We start from the raw sequence: 16,024 nt of genomic DNA, 5'->3' as shown, positions 1-16,024 counted from the left end.
GTGATCGCCGCCGAACACCGCCGCGCCGCTCTATTCCGATCGCGTTCTCATCAGCCGCTGTCCACTGAAATATGCGGCGCATGCATCCGCTCACGACACACTTTCAATCCCAATAAACGGCATCGCGGACGGCAACAGCGTCGGTGCCCGCTTCTGGCCAGTCACCCAGGCGTCGATCATATCGGCCCATTCCTGGAGCATGTGCCGGCGCTGCGGTTCGTATTCCGCTTTGTTGTAGACGCCGCGTGACGAGCGCCCGTCCTCGTGGGCGAGGCATTTCTCGATCCAGTCGCTGTTGAAGCCCATCTCGTTCAGGAGCGTCGAGCCGGTCCGGCGCAGGTCGTGGACCGTGAAGGGCTCCAGCGGCAACCCCTCCTTCTTCGCCCGCGTCACGACGGCCGTGGTCACGCGATTGAAGGTCGCGCGCGACATGGGGGCGTCGGCGTCATAGCGGGACGGCAGCAGAAAGCGCGAATTGCCGGCGCAGGTCTTGAGCGCGATCAGGATGTCGAGCGACTGTTGCGACAGGTAGACGTTGTGCGCCTTCGACCGCTTCATACGCTCCTTCGGAATGGTCCAGACGGCGTTCTCGAAATCGACCTCGTCCCAGACGGCATCGGTCAGCTCGCTCTTGCGCACCATGGTGAGCAGGATCAGACGCAGGCCGAGGCGGATGGTCGGCAGGGTCGGCACGTGCTCGATCTGCTGCAGCATGATCTTGATCTCGGCCGGCGACAGCGCCCTGTCCTTCGGCTGGAAGGTCGCGATCGAGGCCGGCCCGACCTCGTCGGCCGGGTTCGGCACCTTCTCACCATGCAGGATGGCGAAGGCGAAGATCTGCTTGACGATGTCGCGGGCGTGGATGGCGGTCGCCGGGGCGCCGCGCTCCTTCACCTCGGCGCAGAGCTGCCGCAAATCGTCCGGCGTCACCTCGGTCAGAAGGCGGTTCTTCCAGGCGGGGAGAATGTCGCGATCGAGGATGGCCTTACGCATCGAGCGGGTGCTTTCCGCCATGCGCGCTTCCTTGATCCATAAGCCGCTCACCGCGCCGAAGCTGCGCTCCATGGCCTTGCGCCGCTTGTCGCGCTGTTTCTCGTGAGCCGGAGAAAGCCCCTCCGCCACCTGCTTGCGGGCTGCGATGCAGCGCTCGCGCGCTTCGGCGAGCGTGAAGCCATCGGGGCCGTAGGGGCCGATCGTCAGCGTCTCCCGGCGGCCATTCAGACGGTAGTCGTACCGGAAGGTGATTTGACCTGTCGTGGCGACGGAAGCGTACATACCGTCACGATCGGTCACCTTGTACAATTTATCCTTTGGTTTCAGCCTCTTGATGCCCACTCGATGATCAACCGAAGTAGTAAGTATTTGAATTTTCGATGAGTGTAAGACGGAGAAATCGACGTTTACCGTCAGATATACCGTCAGAATCACACGCAATTGATTTTCCACAATAAATGTGGTGCGGTGCGCGGCGTCAATCTCTTCGTTCGTATTATATACGAAGTGCAGGAGAAATAGCTACAGCCGGTCGAAAACGTCCGCGATTGACTGCGATACGTGGCGAAACCGATTCTGCCGCGCGCGCATTGCTCGCTACCCTCCAGGCTACGCATCCTAGCCGGCATCCAATGCCCTCCAACCTTCACGAGGCTTCCAACGCTCGTCCCTTTCAGCAGGCCCGATCAGGGGAAGCAGAAATCCCGCGAGGTCGGAGACGACGACAGCTAGCTCCGCCGGCGCCGCGGCCATACGCTCTCGTCCCAAAAAGGCCTGCCACTGGCGCCCCCAGGCTTCAGCGTAAGCATCACTCAGGCCAGTAGGCTTCTCGATTGGAAGCATGGTTCCGCGCCGAGCAAAGGTCTGGCGGACGGCCTCTGCAAGCGATGCCTGATCGAATTCGAACGTCTGAGCGATCAGCCAGAGGTCATAGAAATCCTTCAACCGGCTGTTCGCTATGCCGAGCACGACGAGTGCCTGGAATTTCTCGGCAACCACCGTCGTCACCGGATAGGCACGCAGGCGGGGCGCAGGCGCGTCGAGCAGCGACGGATATTCAATCTCGACAGGCCCGGGCGTGACGGCATCACCAAAGCCGATGTCCACTTGGATAGGAACGCGGGCGCCTGCGATCGTCGCAGAGGTGCGCACGCGGATGCCGCCGTATTCAACGTCCTCCCGGATCGGAACAGCCGCGATCGCTACAATATCAAATACGACGCCATCGTCATCGACCGGCTGCCCGCAGATCTCTCGAAAGACCTCTCCGATCGCCTCCGGGCTGTTCTCGCCATAGCCGAGGAAATCGAGATCGCGTGTAGGCCGGAAAGGATCTGCCACCCAGGTCACGAACAGCATCGCACCCTTCAGGATGAAGCGGTCGCGATGAGGTGACAGGCTCAGTCGATACAGAAGCCGTTCCAGCGCATAGCGCGTCAGCAGAATCTGAAAGTCCGTGCGTTCGACACGAGACCGGTCGAGCAGGCGAGCCCGGACCGAAGCACCGACGTTTTTCCTTGGTTCATGTGCCATCGGCTACCGTCGCTTCCACATAGGGCCTCATGGTCGACCAGACCTTTCCCTTTGTCCCATAGGTCCAGAGCTGGTCGCTCGTGACTTTCCGCCGTCGAAGTCCCTCACGCAGGCCTTCCAGAGCGACATCCAGTCCGACCTTCGCCCGATAGCGAAAGCAATCGACGATCGTCCGCGCTGGATTTGTGATCGACACCTCGATGCCATCGATGGAATGCCGCTCGACACCGTCCGCCAGAGATGGGCCTGTAAATCGCACGAAGCGGATGGGCGGATAATCGATTTTGGGACGCCAGGCGGTGCGATCGATGGCCATCCAAACGGCGGATGGCATTTGCAGCGTCAGCTCATGGAATTGCAGCGCTGAGGTCAGGCAGATGACGCCTTTGGGAACGAGCACCGAAGCTTCCGCCAGAATGCGAGCCGCATCGCCCGAACTATCCGCAAGCTGATAGAGACCGCGCGCGGGGCGAACGACCGCCCCGTCCCGGACAAGACGCGCCAGCGTTTCCGGGCCGATGCCGTGGGCGGCAAAGTCCTTCAGCCGCATCATCGGGCACGCTTTCAGCAGCTTGAGCGCTTGAGTGCGTTGAGAATCCATGGCCGTAGCGATGTGATGTTTCCTCGACAGATTTAAAATATAGCAGAGGTTTTATCACATTTTCAGGAAACAGCAATCCGTTGCGCTTGCCCCTCGAAGCGGCCACCTGCGCGCCGGCACCGCCAAAGCGCAGGCTCTGACTTTGCTCCTGGTGCCGGCGTATGTTCGCCGCTCTCCAGGGGGCAAGGCAATTGACGGGCGGCAGTCCTCGTGAAGGAGAGCGCCTTACGTGTGATCCATCAGGTCGTCGACCGTTCTGGCCTTTATGTATCGAGCCGGGTTCGGTCCGGAGGCGAGCGCGCTGAAGTGCGCCTCCCCGCACGCGATCTTGCCGGCTTCGATATCGCGCAAGTCGTCCACGAAGAGGCTGCTTTTGGTCTCCACGACGAAATAGAGGCGCTCTTCGCCGCTGACTTCGACCAGAACCGCCCAATCGGGATTGTAGGTGCCGAGCGGAGTCGGCACTTTGAACCACCCAGGCAGCTTGGCGTAGATCTTCACGGACTCGTTCTTTTCGAGCTGCTCTGCGAATGTCCGTTCGACACCTCCGGAATCATAGACGACGTGCTCGAAGACCGACTTCTGCGCGTCCTTGAGCATGTTGCGCAAATAGCCGGTCAGTTCCTCCTGTGCGAAAAGCTCCTGCGCGTAATAGTGCTCGTCGCCGATCCGCTGATATTTGATGCCGTCGACAATGGCCAGGCGCTTGGTCCGGTTGATGACCTCGCCGGCGATCTCGATGAAGGCTTGCGGATTGCGCTTGAAGTCGGTCAAGCGGCCGCACTCGGTCAGAATGCGGACGAGGCTCTTGCGGGTGAGCTGGGTCCGGTCCTGAAGATCGGTCAGCACGTCGGGCAGGATAATGTCGCCTTCCTCGATCGTGATGATCGTCCCGCTGTCCTTGGCGTGCTCCTTGGCCTCGACACCACCCTGTCCGATAGAGAGATCGGCCTTCCTGACCCGCACGCGGGCCTTGGAGACGGGCGGACCATTGGCGATCGCCTTGGCGCAATCGGTGATCAGCTTTTCATTGTCGAAGTGAACGCGATAGGTCGTCTTGTGCTTGATGCGGTCCCAGAGCGCCTGGAATTCGGCGCTCTCAAGAATGGCCTGCCGTGTCTTGACGGTGACGCGCTCGTCGGCGTTCTTGATGTCGAGCTTCCCAGCGACCTTCTTCAGCACGTCACGAACCGCGCCAAGGTGGGCGGCGAGCGCCACCGGCAGCGCGAGCGTTCCGTCCTTCAGGGCGGTGCGCAGCGTGTCCTGCACCTTGCCCTTGGTGTCGACGAAGCCCTCGGCCTTCAGGTGATCGAAGATGGCGGCTGATTCCTCGAAACCCAGCATTCCGGTCGAGCCGTCCGGATTGACCACTGGAATGGTCGCGAACTGGTGCTTTTCGACGATGCCGAATTTGATGCCGGTGTCCTTCTCGATCTCCTTCTGCAGGTTCTCGGCGAAGTCCTCATAGCTCTCTGTGGCGATGACGGTCAGCGTGTTGATGTCGAAGCCGCGCAGGCGTTCGCCATTCTGGTTCACGCACAGTCTAAGACCACGGCCGATGGTTTGCCGCCGCTCGCGCTCGGTGCCGATCTCGCGGAGCGCACAGATCTGGAAGACGTTGGGATTGTCCCACCCCTCCTTCAGGGCCGAGTGCGAAAAGATGAACTTCAGCTTCGTCTCGAAGCTGAGCAGCTTCTCCTTGTCCTTCATGATCAGGTTATAGGCACGCTCGGCATTGTCGCGGCCTGCCTGATTGTTGTCGGCCGTATCGGTCCAGCGCCGCGCCTTGTCGATCGAGAAATAGCCGTCATGCACCTCTTCGGCTTCCGACGTAACGTCGACCTCCTTGAACAGGCTGACGAAGTCGGGAAGCTTCGCCGCGCGGCGATACTCTTCCTCGAAGATGCGGGCATATTTGCCCTTCACGGGATTTCCATCGGCGTCGTAGGAGCGGTAGTGCTCCACCGCATCGATGAAGAACAGGCTCAGCACCTTGATGCCGAGCGGCGCCAAGCGCTTCTCCTTTACCAGATGCTCGTGGATCGTGCGGCGGATCATCAGGCGCTTCAGCGCGTCGGCATCAACATCGCCGACGGCTTGGCCTGGCTGGAGAAACTCTTCACCGCCCGGTAGCTTTACCTCCAGGAGCTGATTGTCGCGTCCGGCGCGGATCTCGCCGATGCGGCAATCGGCGTAAATCGCGCGCTTGGTCGGCTCCTCCAGGTCGTCGCCATCCTGAACCGTCACCTCCTGGCGACGCACCTGCTTGCCATCGAGCACATCGATTTCAACGCGCGCGGTGATGGTTCCCTTGGCGTTGCTGGCGGAGACGAAACGGACATAGGCCTTGTTGTGGCCTCCTTCCACTTCGAGCGAGGCGACTTCGATCTGCTTGACCAGCTTGCGCTCGTAGGCGTCGACCGCGTCCAGGCGGAACACCATGTGATGCTTGTCGACGTGGGTCGCCGAATAGCGCAGCGTGCAAAGCGGATTCATCTCGCCGAGGGCGTTCTTGCCCGCGCCAGAAAGGCCGCCGTCGACGCTCTGCGGTTCGTCCACGATCAGGATGGGCCGCGTCGCGCGGATGAGGTCGATCGGCCGCTCGCCGCCCGTCTTCTCGCTGTCCTTGTAGAGGTTGTTCACATCCTTCTTGTTGATGGCGCCGACCGTCACCACCATGATCTGGATGTTGGGGCTGGTCGCGAAATTGCGCACCTGGCCGAGCTTGGTGGAGTCGTAGAGGAAATAGTCGAAAGGCTGTCCCGAATAGAGGCCCTTGAAATGCTCCTCGGTGATCTGGAGCGTCTTGTAGACGCCCTCCTTGATCGCGACCGACGGCACGACGATGACGAATTTGGTGAAGCCAAAGAGCTTGTTCAGCTCGAAAATGGTGCGGAGATAGACATAGGTCTTGCCCGTGCCGGTCTCCATTTCCACCGTGAAGTCGCCAGAGGTCAGCGCGGAGGATGGCGCCAAGCCATTGCGGAGCTGGATATCCTTCAGATTGGCGATGATCTCGTCATCCAGCAGCGTGAGCCGATTGCCGATGCCGAGTTCACTCTCGACCAGCCCGAGCTCTGACTGCGCATCAAGAGCCGCATCTTCCTTCAATCGACCGATACCGCCAGCCTTGCCTGTGCCGAAGGCGGTGACGGTGAACTCGGTACGGTTGATCTCCTGGCCACGAAACAGGTCCGCGACGGCTTCGATCGCGCGTTTCTGGTAGTCGAGATCGGGTTCGAAATGCAGTTTCATCGAACCATCCTCACAGGCTACGAACGTCGGAAATGCCGGCCTGGTTCAGGATCGCGGCCATGTTGGTCTTGGCGATGTCATCGGCGAAGCCGGTGTCCTTGAACACGACGCGTGTATCAACGGCCGGCGCCAAAGCCTTCCGCCATTCAACGATGCCTTTCGCGAGTTCCTCAACTACGTCCTTGGTCAGACCGTCAGCGAGACAGACGATCAGCGTGCCACCGCCAATGGAATGAACTGTCTTGCCGGCCATCGTCTTCGTCTCGATCGGCACGCAGAGATCAAGGCCAAGCTTGAGCAAGAGCTCATAGAGCACGTCTTGCTCCTTGCGACCCTGAACGAGGTGTTCGGCATTCTTCAGAAGGCTGTCCTCGAGATCAGCGACATCGGGTTGCCATGCGCGGATATTTGACGATGCGAGCTTGAAGACTCGGAAGCCGAGATCTCCCTTAAGAAGCGGGCTCTCCCCTTCAATGCGCTGAGCCGCACGCCGAAGCCGCTCTTTTGTCAATTCCGATATACGTCGTGGCAATTTCAATTTATCGCAAAAGTCAGCGGCAACCTTCTGCTCTCTGTTGCTGGGATCGAGCGGTTCTGGAAGTTGAACGAGAATATAGCGGCGCCCTACACTCTCGGCGGAGTTCTTTTTCATTACGGCATGTCCGGTTGTGCCAGACCCCGCAAAAAAATCCATAACAATATCACCTTCGCCTGCGACCTGCTCGATCAGGCTTGCAACCAGCTCTGTCGGCTTTGGAAAAGCAAAGAGATCGACTCCGAAGAGCGACCGAATTTCTTGCGTCCCATCCGCAGTGTGTACGCCGTCAATAATCGAGCGGAACGCAATGAATTCCGCTCTCATTTCGTTCCGGAACTTTTTTTCGCGTGGACGACCTTGATCGCTTTTGGGGAATAGCACCTTTCCCTCAGAAATCAGCTCCGTCATCTTTTCTTTCGAGTACCGCCAACCGGTCGATGGATTCGGCGGAAATACCCGCCCTGTGGACGGCTCGCGGATTTCATAGTGAAGGTTGGGCCGCTGATCTCGCGTCGCGAGGCCGAGCATACTACGGCTCATCCACTCTCCGCGAGGATCGTTGTCGGGATTGGCGAATTTAGACTCGTCGCGGCCCACGCCTTTTAGAGAAATTCCGTCATCTCTGGAGTAAGCCAGGATATACTCGTGATCCGTTGATATGTTTGTGTTTGCGCGCGTGTCGCTGAATTGGCGCGCCTTCCAAACAAACTGCGCAACGAAATTTTCTTCTCCAAAAATCTCGTTCAGCATCAACTTAAGATTTGCCACCTCCCCGTCATCGCACGAAACGAGAATAACACCCTCAGGGTGAAGCAGCGTTCTTGCGACCCTCAATCGAGGGTACATCATGTTCAGCCAATCCGTGTGAAATCGACCAGAAGCTTCGGCATTCGAGCTGATGCGACGTCCACCCTCCGTTTGCCCCGTTAGCTCAAGGTAATTTCCAATATTATCGCGATAGTCATCGGGATATACAAAGTCCTTCCCCGTATTATAAGGCGGATCTATATATATAAGCTTGATTTTTGCGGCGAAGCTTTTTTGTAGAAGCTTCAGGACCTCAAGATTGTCCCCCTCGATCATCAGATTTTGGGTTGTATCCCAATTAAGGCTCTCTGCAGGACAAGGGAGCAGTGTCCCCAGCGAGGGCGTCAACGCAATCTGTCGTGCCTTGCGCTTGCCATGCCAATTGAGACCAAATCTCTCATCAGATTGAGCAACGGATAGACCTAGCAACTCTTTGAGAAGGTCGAGATCAAGCTTTCCCTCAACCGCAATTTCGGGAAATAGGCTTTTCAGCGCAACCACATTATTTGCCATGAGATCCGCGCTTTGGGCTTCGGGAGCCTCGCGGTTCATTTTCTTAATATCGCTCATTCAGCATCTCATATTGTCTAGAGTTCAATTGTGTCCGGGAAGCCGCTACGGATGAAAGATGCTGTAGTGGTATTCGAGGGCTGCTATACTTGGGTAATGGGTAGATCTGGATGGGAGTGATAATTCTCGGCCATCAAGTTCCTCGTATTCCGAACCACTAAGTATGTTTGATACCTTGGTTTTCAGGATTTTTGGATCGACCGATATTAAGCCGAGATCGAAAAGTGTGTGGACATCGGCACGAAGCAATAGGCCGTTAGAGACAGCATTCGTCTTCAAGCCCCGGTAAGGCACGATATGGGCCGCTTCCAGCACCCACTGGGTCTTGCATCGCGTCATAGCGCATTTGGCGCCGTACGCAGATACGAGCTTTCGACGAAATGCCTGTTGCCCAAGGCGGCGGACTATTTCTGCAATAATACGGTTCTTTCCATCCGGTATATTTTTGGGATCGAAGGGCTCTCCGTAATCATCGTCTTGTTTTAACAAAAGCTCGTCGATCCGGCTGACCCGAGGGACATTGAGCGCCTTTATGAGTTCGGGAGACGCTGGCCCCAATCCAGTATTGCTATCTAATATCTCTCTAGCGCCAGCCGCAGATGTTAGCTTAGCGATCTCGGTGTCGAGAACAAATCGCGCGTAAAATGTCTTACCTATCTTGAAGATGAAAATGTAAGGGGGATTTTTGGTGTCATATACAGACGGGAAGTCAGCGGCCGGAGTCCACGCAGGGTGACGGTTGCTATACTGATCTCGGATTCGCCATTCCCCGCCTCTGCGTTGGGGGTTTCCACTAAACGCCAAGTTGGTGATGTTGGCGCGATTGCTGCCTGCAACAGCAGAGATCGTGACTTCAGTTTTCCCGTGCGCATCCAGAAAGTCATCAATAGGGAAATGGTCTGTTCTCACACCGAGGGAAATGTGCATCGCGCCACCGCCTCGGCCATGGGGGGACGCATTTCCGTTCATGGAACGGAAATCAGTTGGACTAATGCGCCTCCAAAGCATCTGCGGTTTCATAACCACCCCCATTTTCCCCACATTGTGTCGGTCGCGCTCAGGCCGCTTCCAGGTGCAGAATTTCGGTTTCGACATAGGTGCGGAAATCAGCCGAGGACGTGAAGCAGCGGAATCCTGCCTTGCTCGCCAGGGCGAGGATCTCCGGACCTTCATTGAGCAACACGGCAATGGGGGCACTCAAGCCGGGCTGCAGACCGTCCGGCCACGCCAGATCGAACAGCGCCTTTTGCGCACCCGTGGCCGGATCGGCGTAGTCGAAGCCGAGCAGGCCACGCGGCAAGCCTTGGCCGTCGACCCAATCGTTGAGGGCTTCGAGTTCGGCTTCCTCGACCTCGCTCGTGATGCCGCCCGCAGTCTGTGTCTCGGCCTCCGTCACCGGCGCTGCCGTGCCGAGCCAGCGCGTATCGCCATGGAGCAAATCTTCGAAGCGCCGGTTCGCCTCCGCGGCCAGCAACGCCTTCCGAGCCTCGAGAAAATCGAGGTAGCGCTCGATCTTCCACAGCGCGGGATCGGTCGGTATCCACTGCGACGCCAGCGCGCCGGGATGCCGCGCCTCGATCTGCGGGAAATACTCTTCCGGCAGGCGGTCGCTGATGTTGAGATTCGTGTCCTTGGTCAGGAAGCAGAAATTGCCGAGCGCGTTAACGTCGGCCCTGCGGTGTTTCAGCTTGTAGAGCTGCGCCTTGGGGAAGATGTGATGCACTTCCAGGCGGCTCATTTTCCCGAGCAGGCTCGCGCGCAGAGGCAACCCCGTCCCCCAATCACGCGCCTCACCCATGCGGGTCAGCATGTAGAGTACCGGATAAAACCGCGCACCGAGGCTCCAGCCGGTGAAGTGGCCTGCCTCGACCCGCAGGCCGCCATGCCATAGCCGGAGCTGTTCCAACAGCGTGTCCAGGCCGCCGTTCAGCCCTTCGAGGGCGGCCAGATCCTGATCGATGAAGGTTTCCGTCGACCCCGAAAAGCGCCCCCACATGCCGGCCTGCGCGAACCAGAACAGGAGTTTGTCGCGCTCCTTGGCGTCCAGCGGGCCCTTCGCCTTGTCCATGTAGCGCACCATAACGGGCACGCCGAAACGCCCGAAGAAGACTTGGTCATGATCCAGGCCCAAGCGCCCGGCGATGAAGTTCAAGCTCGCATCGATATGCTTACCGGCGCGCTTCAAGCCATCCTGAATGTCGAGCGCGCCCTTGTCGTGGAGATAGCTGAACTTGGCCTCGCCGGTCAGAACCGTGTTGACGGAGCGCAGCAGCCAATCGAGGTTGAACTGGTAGCCGGCGGCGGTCCACTCCTTCAGCTTGGCCTTCATGGAGTCGCGGGCTTCCGGCCATTCGGCGCAGATTTTCGCCAGCGCCAGGTCGCCCTTCGACAGCTTGGTGCCGCCACTGTTCACCCGGTTGAAGATATCGACGACGACATCAAGGGTCTTGTCCTGACCGGTGACCTCCTCGACGTGCAGATCGATCTCGGTGACACCGAGCAGAGCGCCAAGCCGGCCGACATAAGCGCCGACATTCGCGACATGTGCAGGATCGGCGGAAAGCTGAGCGATCAACGCCCCAAGCCCGGCGTTCCCCGCCTTCATCAAGGCGGTGACATCAATCCATAGCGGATCGTCCTGCATCTTGACCGGCTGGTAGAAAGCGAAGGTCTCTGTTCCGAGATGGAACCGTAAGCCGCTGAAGGCCTGGGTGTTGCCATCGAAGAATTTCGGCGGATGCCCGCGCACCACACCGTAGAGCGATGTCATGCGTTGCTGACCGTCGAGCAGGAGCTTGACGATGCCCGCCGCGATCGGACCGTCACCGCGATGTGCGGCCGTTTTGGCCTCCGTCGCCCATACAAGCAGGCCGCCGACCGGATGCCTCCGGTAGAGCGAGTCGAACAGGCCCCGGACCTGATCGCGGTTCCAGACATAACCGCGCTGAAACTCGGGCAGCGCCATGTGCCCGCTGTCGATATGGTCCAGGATCGTGGAAATCTTCATTCAACATCCCCCAGCATCAACCGCTTGGCGCGATCGATCGCGGCTTCGACCGCCTTGATCTTCTGGTTCAAATCAACCCGTTGACTAATCTGTTTGGCGCGACCCGCCTGCGCCCGCAACTGTGCGATCTCGCGCAAAAGCCGAGCGTGCTCTTCCAGCGCCGAGCGACGGCGGTCGATCCGATCGGCTTCATTGGTGAGCATGAAATGGCCCGAGACGCGCGCCGCATTCAGCGCCTCGATCCGAACCAGCCAACCATCGTATACCGTCGATAGATCGCGTGCGGGTTGCTGTGCGAGTGCCAGGCTTTCCAGGAATGACCGTTCGATCGCCGACGGTGCGCCAGGATCGATCTCGTCCGCGAGCACGATGCGTTCGACCACGATCTTGTTGCCCTCGTTCTGAGCCGCCCGCTTAGGTGCGACCGACAAGGCCGAGTGCGAGCCCGACAGAGTGATCAGCAGAACCGGATAGGGAATGGCACGATGAATGAGCTCCGTGAGGCGGGGCGAGCGTGCCTCCGGCCGAAGCGTCGCGGATAGGACCGCAATCTCCGAATAGTTCCGGCCTTCGTTCACGAATGCCGGTATGGCGACGGTGTTGGGCTTGAGAGCTGCGATCCACTGCATCTCTTCGATGCCGTCTTGAATGGCCCGCTTGTCAGTCGCCGTCGGCGCGCCCTGCTCAAGCAGCGCCTTCTTCGGCACGCGCATGTCAAGGCGCGCGCCCGGCGGCAAATCGAGAGCCGTTATGATCGGGTCAGTTGCCGCCACCTCCGTCATGGCGCCACGTCCGTCGTCGGAGCCAGAGCCACCAAAAACGCGACAACCTCGAAGTCATTGATGCCGGCAAACTCCCCCTTCACCGCGTGGGTGCCACCCATTTGGAACAGGCTGGCAACCGCTCGCTCTTCACGTTTGCCGACAATCGTACCGACGGCGCGGGCGAGCAGCTTGCGGTAGGGCTCCATGTCGCGACCGGCGCGCGTGGTCTTGTCGAATCGACCATAAGCCGCCTGGTCCGGCTGGTCACGGCCGAGACTGAGTTTCTTCAGGCGATCGAGCACCTGCTTCGCCTGCGTGTAGGGAAGCAGGACTTCTCCATCCTCTCCGACATGAACAACGTAATGGGGAGCCAGCGGATAGCCCGGCTCGACGACGGAGGAAGCTGCCTCGCCAACGGCCCTCAAACAGAAGATGACACCCGGCGGAACTGGGCTCTCTCCGTCGTCGGAAGCCTCCGTGACGGCATAGGTGCCGAGCGGCAACGCATCGAGCCGCTCCCGATTGGCACCCAGATAGCCCGCCAGATCGATCCGGAAATCGTTGAGTGTGAGATCCGCGATGGAAACGCCACTGGACAAGTCCTCAAGATCGATCACGGCATCCTGCAGCTTCTGAAGCTGCGCGCGACGGTATTCCAGATCGTTCATCTCGTTGCCCGCCTGGAACTCGATGACGTTCTCCTCGCCGGTAGCCGACACATCAAGGAGCATCATGCGCCCGCTGACGCGGGATTCGAGGTCGAGGTACTCGTCCAACTCCATATTCGGCCAGAAGTTGACCAACTGAATCCTTGCGTTTCGGGAGCCGATCCGGTCGATGCGGCCAAATCGTTGGATGATCCGGACAGGGTTCCAATGGATATCGTAATTGACGAGGTAATCGCAGTCCTGAAGGTTCTGACCTTCCGAAATACAGTCCGTGGCAATCAGAAGATCGATTTCTCCCTCGGCGACAAGCTCTGCCGGCCGTTCTTTGGACCTTGGAGAGAAAGCGCTCAGAATGCTGCTCATGTCCCCGCGAACGCCCGGCAATGTGGTCTTATTCGCCCCAGCGCCGGTAACGACCGCGCTATGTAGGCCGAGCGCCGATCGCGCCCAATCGGCCAACTCGCGATAGAGATAGTCAGCCGTATCGGCGAACGCCGTGAACAGCAAAATCTTCCGGTTGTCCGGGTTTATCGGATTACGAACCTTCTCAACGACAAGCCGTTTGAGCGCAGCCAACTTGGCATCCCGTTTGGGGATAACAAGACGCGCGGCCGATAGAAGCGCCGCCAAACGTTCATGGTCCTCGACAAGATCCTGTCGCCAGCGAATACGGTCAACGTCCTGGAGAAGCACCTTGACCTTTCGGCCGACGAGCAGCGGCTCGAATGCGGGATCGTCCACATCCACGTCGTCAATCGGGATTTCCTCGATCGCGTCGTCATGGGAGTCGATTTTGGCGAGCAGTGCATCAACGTCCGCAAGTTGGCGTTCGATGGTCAGGGAGAACGACGCAACGGAACTCTCCATGCGCTTCAGGATATTCACACGCAGGAGGTGGGTGAGGCTTTCCTCGCGGTCGAGCTGCCGGAAGAACTGATCGCCACCTCGAATCTTTGTACTGTACTTCTCGTCATACGCAGCCTGCTTGTGTGGCAGCACGTATCGCAGTGGCGCGTAGGCACCGAGAGTAAGGCGACGAATTTCGTTGTTGACCTCGCGAATAGGCCGAAACTCACCCGTGAGATCAACGTCCGCCTTGATGTTCACCGGCGGCAGCCGGTCAGGAAACTGCCCCGTTTCCTCAATCCCATAATAGCGTTGCACATGCTTTCGTGACCTGGCGATCGTCAACATGTCGAGCAACTTGAAATAGTCAAAGCCGAGCATGTCCATAAGCTTAGCGGGCCGGCGTTCGCTTTCCGAAAGGTCGAGCCAACGATTGAACTGCCCTTGCGCTTTCCGGATCGTCGCTTCGATGCTTGGAATGCCATTGGCCGCAAGAGCCACGTCATTCCCTTCTGTTACAAATGCGATTTGGTTCTTGAGGTCGGCAAGACGGTTGTTGACCGGCGTTGCAGACAGCATCAGCACCTTGGTCTTCACCCCCGACAGAATGATCCGTTTCATGAGGTGGTCGTAGCGGCTGTCGCGGTCCTTATGGGTCGGCTTGTTCCTGAAGTTGTGCGACTCGTCGATGACCACGAGGTCGTAATTGCCCCAGTTTACGTGAGCAAGATCAATGTCGCCGGATACACCGCCATCGCGCGACAGATCCGTGTGGTTCAAAACATCATAATTGAACCGATCTGAAGCCAGAATGTTTCGGCGGTCATTTGCCTTATAAAGGGTCCAATTATCACGAAGGCGCTTCGGGCAAAGCACGAGAACGCGATCATTGCGAAGCTCATAGTACTTTACAACTGCGAGCGCTTCGAATGTCTTTCCGAGGCCAACACTGTCAGCAATAATGCAGCCGCCGATCCTCTCCAATTTGTCGATCGCACCCACCACCCCATCGCGTTGGAAGCGAAACAGCTTCTTCCACACGACGGTGTTTCGAATGCCCGTCGCCGACTTGATGATCCGCTCCTCGTCGAGCTCATCACCCAGGTCCTTGAAGACTTGATAGAGTATCTGGAAATAGACGAGAGATGGCGCGCGCTGCGAGGCGATTTCCTCCAGTGCGTTCAGAAAGTGGGCCTTCGCCGATGGGCTCGCCTCGATGTCCTCCCAGTTCGAGCGAAACCATTCCGAAAAATCAGCGGTTTCGGCATCCGACTCGGTTGCTTGAACCAACCCCAATCGACCGCTCGGGGTGACACCCAGACCATCGGACGTGAATGAGCATGTCCCGACCATGGCCCGGCGGAAGTCGGGTTTGCCGTTGACGAGTATTAGCGACTGTGGCGGTGTTCGACGTGCGTGCCGAATCTCAACCCGCTTCCGCGCCCATTCGGCGACGAGACGGGCGAGCCAACGCCCTTGAAGTTGTCCCCGGAAGACGATGTCAGCTTCACCGCCGAGAAGGCTAGGAAGAACGGAACTGGCGTCTCCCAGCAACAGCCGGCATCGCTCGATTCGATCGAGAACGCCTCGAAGCTCGGCAAATGCAAGCAGTGAAAAGGACGGGGAAACGATGTCTATGAGAGCGCCCTGATCCAGCCATTCGCGCAATCTGTCGATGGCACGGTCCGTCCCGCTGTTCCTAATAAGCCTCATGCCTCACCACCCTTCCGAGGGGGTCTAGACATAGACGATGGGCCACGGGCTTCGGACGAGCTTTCGATGAATTGTCGGATCGCCTGGCGGATGACCCACGAAACCGAAGCGTCCCTCGATAGCGCGATCTGGCACAGAGTCTGATAATCTTGTTCTTCCAGACTCACGGTCAGTCGCGTTGCCTTGCGCGGACGCTCGTTCATTTCCATCCTCACGGTTCCTCGTATCAACCTACCGGCTCGCGCATCAGACTTCAACAAAGTGATGCACTTTTCATCAGAAGGGTGCCCGAAGCCGTGCTGCATGGGCTGAACAAGATGGCCCGAAGCGCGAATAGAAGTGTTCGGCACTCGTATGGGGAATGCTGCAACCGGACGCGCTTTGCCTGTAAGGCACTTTATCTAAAGCTCTTTTCCGAAGCGGATGCTCCGAAATATCGAGAATGCGTGCAAGCCGAAAGCGAGGACTGCGATGGTTCGGCGGCCCACATTATATTCTTAACGGGGGTCAGGCCTTCCCCGCCGCGCCTCTGCAAATCCCCGGTCCGTTGCCATGAACCGCTCCAGCATGGGGACGATCAGGCGAACGGGATCGGCGGCGACTTGTCCTCCCTCCCGCCCGAGGATTTCGGCATAGGCGATCAGGTCGCGATGTAGGCTGGCAGGCAATTCCAGCGTGACCTTCACCGGCTTGTCGTCGGCGATCGGTCCGAGTTTCAGTTTCGCCATG

The 16,024-nt window shown here is 58.7% G+C and carries 11 protein-coding genes; all 11 read right to left on the bottom strand.

Going from position 1 to position 16,024, the window contains the following annotated elements:
* Nucleotides 1-90: 90 nt before the first annotated feature.
* The 11 genes from HUW53_RS17965 to HUW53_RS17920 all read right to left on the bottom strand — a co-directional run bounded on the left by HUW53_RS17965 (nt 91) and on the right by HUW53_RS17920 (nt 16,023).
* Entirely contained in the window at nt 91-1,335 is a 1,245-nt protein-coding gene (locus tag HUW53_RS17965) for a tyrosine-type recombinase/integrase (protein ID WP_307499946.1), read from the bottom strand.
* Nucleotides 1,336-1,611: 276 nt separating this feature from the next.
* A complete protein-coding gene (locus HUW53_RS17960) occupies nt 1,612-2,526 on the bottom strand; it encodes a nucleotidyl transferase AbiEii/AbiGii toxin family protein (protein WP_237347131.1) in 915 nt (304 codons plus the stop codon).
* A complete protein-coding gene (locus HUW53_RS17955) occupies nt 2,516-3,127 on the bottom strand; it encodes a type IV toxin-antitoxin system AbiEi family antitoxin domain-containing protein (RefSeq protein ID WP_237347130.1) in 612 nt (203 codons plus the stop codon). The genes HUW53_RS17960 and HUW53_RS17955 overlap by 11 nt, the downstream gene beginning before the upstream one ends.
* A 225-nt stretch (nt 3,128-3,352) precedes the next feature.
* The gene (locus HUW53_RS17950) at nt 3,353-6,382 is read right to left on the bottom strand and encodes a type III restriction-modification system endonuclease (protein ID WP_237347129.1); all 3,030 of its coding nucleotides are present in this window, start codon (nt 6,380-6,382) and stop codon (nt 3,353-3,355) included.
* A gap of 10 nt (nt 6,383-6,392) precedes the next feature.
* A complete protein-coding gene (locus tag HUW53_RS17945; protein ID WP_237347128.1) occupies nt 6,393-8,297 on the bottom strand; it encodes a site-specific DNA-methyltransferase in 1,905 nt (634 codons plus the stop codon).
* Between the two features lie 45 nt (nt 8,298-8,342).
* The gene (locus HUW53_RS17940; protein WP_237347127.1) at nt 8,343-9,224 is read right to left on the bottom strand and encodes an HNH endonuclease; all 882 of its coding nucleotides are present in this window, start codon (nt 9,222-9,224) and stop codon (nt 8,343-8,345) included.
* 130 nt (nt 9,225-9,354) lie between these two features.
* Nucleotides 9,355-11,304 (bottom strand): GmrSD restriction endonuclease domain-containing protein, encoded by a 1,950-nt coding sequence (locus tag HUW53_RS17935; protein WP_237347126.1) that lies wholly within the window; start codon nt 11,302-11,304, stop codon nt 9,355-9,357.
* Complete coding sequence (locus HUW53_RS17930) at nt 11,301-12,086, bottom strand: DUF4391 domain-containing protein (protein ID WP_237347125.1); 786 nt, start codon at nt 12,084-12,086, stop codon at nt 11,301-11,303. The genes HUW53_RS17935 and HUW53_RS17930 overlap by 4 nt, the downstream gene beginning before the upstream one ends.
* On the bottom strand, nt 12,083-15,295 hold the full coding sequence (locus tag HUW53_RS17925) for a helicase-related protein (RefSeq protein WP_237347124.1): 3,213 nt from the start codon (nt 15,293-15,295) through the stop codon (nt 12,083-12,085). The genes HUW53_RS17930 and HUW53_RS17925 overlap by 4 nt, the downstream gene beginning before the upstream one ends.
* Complete coding sequence (locus HUW53_RS22150; RefSeq protein WP_394085450.1) at nt 15,292-15,498, bottom strand: ribbon-helix-helix domain-containing protein; 207 nt, start codon at nt 15,496-15,498, stop codon at nt 15,292-15,294. Before HUW53_RS22150 ends, HUW53_RS17925 begins: the two co-directional genes overlap by 4 nt.
* A 294-nt stretch (nt 15,499-15,792) precedes the next feature.
* Nucleotides 15,793-16,023, bottom strand: a complete 231-nt coding sequence (locus tag HUW53_RS17920; protein WP_237347123.1) for a DUF2274 domain-containing protein — start codon at nt 16,021-16,023, stop codon at nt 15,793-15,795.
* Nucleotide 16,024 lies beyond the last annotated feature (1 nt).

It is taken from the genome of Xanthobacter agilis (assembly GCF_021730435.1).
GTDB lineage: Bacteria > Pseudomonadota > Alphaproteobacteria > Rhizobiales > Xanthobacteraceae > Xanthobacter > Xanthobacter agilis.
The sequence above is the reverse complement of the archived record's forward strand: the minus strand, read 5'-3'. Positions and strand labels throughout refer to the sequence as shown.